Origin of the sequence: Pantoea stewartii subsp. stewartii (assembly GCF_008801695.1) — a bacterium.
Lineage (GTDB): Bacteria > Pseudomonadota > Gammaproteobacteria > Enterobacterales > Enterobacteriaceae > Pantoea > Pantoea stewartii.
The window spans coordinates 1-3,513 of sequence record NZ_VZPF01000154.1 but is presented as its reverse complement, the minus strand read 5'-3'; the positions used below and the strand labels follow the sequence as shown (position 1 = coordinate 3,513).

5 protein-coding genes are annotated in these 3,513 nt (G+C 44.9%); 4 read left to right on the top strand and 1 reads right to left on the bottom strand.

The genetic code is table 11. The features are described from left to right. Window positions 1-254: transposase (locus tag F7Q90_RS24940; RefSeq protein ID WP_346265406.1), on the bottom strand; the 254-nt coding region annotated here is incomplete at its 3' end. 387 nt (window positions 255-641) lie between these two features. Between F7Q90_RS24940 and F7Q90_RS24925 the strand changes: the two genes are divergently transcribed. The 4 genes from F7Q90_RS24925 (at window position 642) to F7Q90_RS24910 (ending at window position 3,403) form a co-directional block, all read left to right on the top strand. Continuing rightward, window positions 642-1,559, top strand: a complete 918-nt coding sequence (locus F7Q90_RS24925) for a winged helix-turn-helix domain-containing protein (RefSeq protein ID WP_006121841.1) — start codon at window positions 642-644, stop codon at window positions 1,557-1,559. Then, entirely contained in the window at window positions 1,559-2,008 is a 450-nt protein-coding gene (locus F7Q90_RS24920) for a hypothetical protein (RefSeq protein WP_006121842.1), read from the top strand. The genes F7Q90_RS24925 and F7Q90_RS24920 overlap by 1 nt, the downstream gene beginning before the upstream one ends. A gap of 301 nt (window positions 2,009-2,309) precedes the next feature. Next, window positions 2,310-2,756: a fimbrial protein gene (locus F7Q90_RS24915; protein WP_237166106.1), complete on the top strand. Its 447-nt coding sequence runs from the start codon at window positions 2,310-2,312 to the stop codon at window positions 2,754-2,756. Window positions 2,757-3,028: 272 nt separating this feature from the next. Further along, a complete protein-coding gene (locus F7Q90_RS24910) occupies window positions 3,029-3,403 on the top strand; it encodes a fimbrial biogenesis chaperone (protein WP_237166107.1) in 375 nt (124 codons plus the stop codon). The last annotated feature ends 110 nt before the right edge of the window (window positions 3,404-3,513 follow it).

The following is a 3,513-nucleotide window of genomic DNA, read 5'->3' as shown; positions in this document are numbered from 1 at the left end:
CCCATCAGGGAAAAAATGGAATCAATGAAGCCCTGTGCGGCTCGCAGGGTCAGCCGGAATACGCGTTTAATCATCAGGACAGTCGTGATGGCAAGGTCTGAATAGCGCTGAGGCCGTCCGCGTGATGCGGGCGTTGCTGACTCATACCAGGCCTGAATCGCCTCATCATCCAGCCAGAAAGTGATGGAGCCACGATTAATCAGGGCCTTGTTGTAGTTGCACCAGTTGGTGATTTTGAATTTCTGCTTAGCCACGTAACTGCCTGCATTATCAGGATTATGCGTGATCTGATCCTGCAACTCAGCAAAAGTTCGATTTATTCAACAAAGCCATTTAAAGTCTGAAATTATTTTATTTCTTCTTTTTGTTTATGTTAAATGTAAGTTCAATATTATTTACTGGCTTATATTAAGGGAGCATTCATAAGACAGAAATAAGGATATATCCGGATTTAATAGGCTTTGTTGAATAATAGGTAATCATTCTGTTTTGTCTGCACTGTTTTGGTAGAAAACGCTGATGCCAGACAGAACACCGTCATACGCAAGCATGTAATGCATTGATTTTATGTTATCTGAAACAACCGTTTTCATAGTACCACAGCATAAAATCCATTTATTCAACAAAGCCGATTTAATAATATGAAAAAGATAAGTATTGGTAATGAAGTGGTTTTTTTTCCTGGGAAAAGGGGAATTATTGGTAATAATCAGGTGCTGAAGCTGCATTCTTCAGTCTCATATTGTTTTGAATTGCTGATCGCGCGGCAGGGCGAAATTGTCGATCATGAGGCGTTTTATCAGTATGCCTGGCGACGGTTTGGGATGGAGGTCAGTGCCAATGCGTTATATCAAAGTATTTCGCTCATCAGAAAAGCGCTGTTGGCATGCAATATCCGTCAGGATGTGATCAGGACCATTCCACGCCGTGGCTTCATGCTGGCAAATGCGATTCTTATTGAGGAGTCGACAATTGCGCCTGCTGATGAGGACGCTGGGGCAGGAAAAAACGACCAGAAAGACGAACAGAATATTCCGCCCTTCGCTACGTCCGGTGAAGAGGCGAGTGCGTGCGATACAACGGAATCCGTTATTCAGGATGATGAGGATATTTCAGAAAACCTTATTAAGAACGCACCGTATTCTGAACCAGAATCTCAACAGCCCATCAGCCGTCCTGAGCCTGCTGAATTCACTGTCAGCAAAGGCGCTTATCGCTATGCTATTTCGACACGGCATCTTTTTATCACGGGACTGGCGGTGATGACGATACTGGTTTGTGGTTTTGCCATCATGACCTTTTCACTTCACCGCCACGAGATGATTTTTATTAAACGGTTTGATATGAATGGATGTGAAATATACGCCAATGAAAAAGCCGGTAATGGCCTGGTCGCGCGCATCTCCGTTGACAGTAAAGTCAGTTGTACAGAACGACGAATGATTTATATCACGGCATTTACCAATGGTGAACGCATTTCGGTACTGCAATGTAAAAATGCACTCTCGTTTTTCGGTTCCCCCGACTGTATTTCGTATTATTATATAAGGAGTAAGTAGTGAAGTTAACCTTTCTGTTGGCTGTAATCGTGATGACAGCAGCAGGCATTGTCGTGTTTTTATTCAGACAGGATTCTGTCCATTGTATTGCAAACAGTAATTACATCAGAAATGGTGAGACATTTTCCGTCATCACCTCGCATGATATGCGAGAGGGGCACGGTGTTATCGCCATCACCGGCCGACTCACCGATCACGATAATAACGTTACTCGTCTGAGCAAAATTATCCGGTTTACTTATCAGCGCGAGGGCGATCTGTACCTTGCCCGGTCAACATTAATTGAATCGTCCCCGGATAATCAAATGTCCCAGCAGGAACAGCAAAAGTGGCTGCCGGCATTTTTTATTAACGTGGGGGCGACGTTTCCCTTTGTCATCAAAAGGACAGGTATTGACACCTGGACATTTTATTCCGGCCCTGTTCCGCTTTACCTCTGCGAAAAATAAGCCATAAAACGTGGCGATCGTTAACGTTCTTTGTGGGTTCCCGGCCTGTGGTTATCTTAAAGGGACTCTCATTTCAGTAACAGAGGATTAACGCCATCTAATTGAATTTAAATATCTTTCTATTTGATGGTGCATTCCTTCACATAAGCTCAGAACACTTCACACACCGTTCCCCTGCCGTGCGCCTTATGATCCTCGCCGCCAATGCGCATCTTTATTCATCAAAAATCATAAGAGGGAACCAATGAAAGCCAGCTCTTTTTCACGCTGCATGACGCTTGTTGTATGGAGTGCGAGTTTAATGTCTTGCCATGTTTTTGCAGCCTCAGAAAATACAATTCGCTTTCAGGGCGAGGTCAATGCACAAACCTGTAACGTCAATGTTAATGATGCAACCGGCAGCCCGATTATTTTGCTGCCGACCGTTTCAACGGCCGAGTTGAGTACAGCAAAATCAACCGCCGGTAAAACACCTTTTACGATTAACTTAACCGGTTGCGTCGCACCGGACGCCGGATCAACACAGGCAATGGCAATTAATCTGGCTGGCAATAATATTTCGCCCACCGGCGATTTACTCAATACCGGCACCGCCGAAAACGTGGCGCTGCGTTTACTGGACAGTAACGACAACGCGATAGATTTGTCGGGTGGGACGGCCAGGGTCACCGGTATGACGCTGGAAAGCGGAAGCACCAGCGCATCGCAAAACTTTTCAGTCGTCTATTACAGCGACTGGCTTTGTTGAATAATAGGTAATCATTCTGTTTTGTCTGCACTGTTTTGGTAGAAAACGCTGATGCCAGACAGAACACCGTCATACGCAAGCATGTAATGCATTGATTTTATGTTATCTGAAACAACCGTTTTCATAGTACCACAGCATAAAATCCATTTATTCAACAAAGCCACAGCAACTCTGGAAAGGCGGGCGCCGGTACGGTTTTAAGTAGCGTTCAATATTCTGTCAGCTATCCCTAATCATCAGGCCCCCTTATTTTAAGGGGGCAGGAGAACCCTGTGTTGAAGTCTCTAGTTCTTCTTTTTCTGGCCTTTTCAGCCATGTTTTGTCAGGCAAGCGTCGTATTAAATGGCACGCGCGTCATTGTAGACGGTGCGAAAAAAGAAAAAACGCTTCAGTTTACGAATACTGGCGATCAGCCAGCGCTGATTCAGATTCAGGCGATCAATCTCAATAATCATTCTGTCCCCCCTTTTGTGGCGTTGCCGCAAATATTCAGGATTGCTCCTGAAGCCGGCCAAACGGTAAAGCTCAACGTGACGGAGAATAATCTTCCTCAGGACAGAGAGTCACTGTTTTATATGGATTACACCGAGATCCCCTCGTTAAAAAAAGGGCTGGAGGATAAGAATAAACGTAAGCGTCGCATTTAGACCGTCTGTCCGTTTCCCTCCGGCTCCTTGACAATAATGTCCATCATTTATAATGGACATTAGCGTATGAAACACCGGACCTGGCTACTTGAAGCCCTGCATCTGCACTT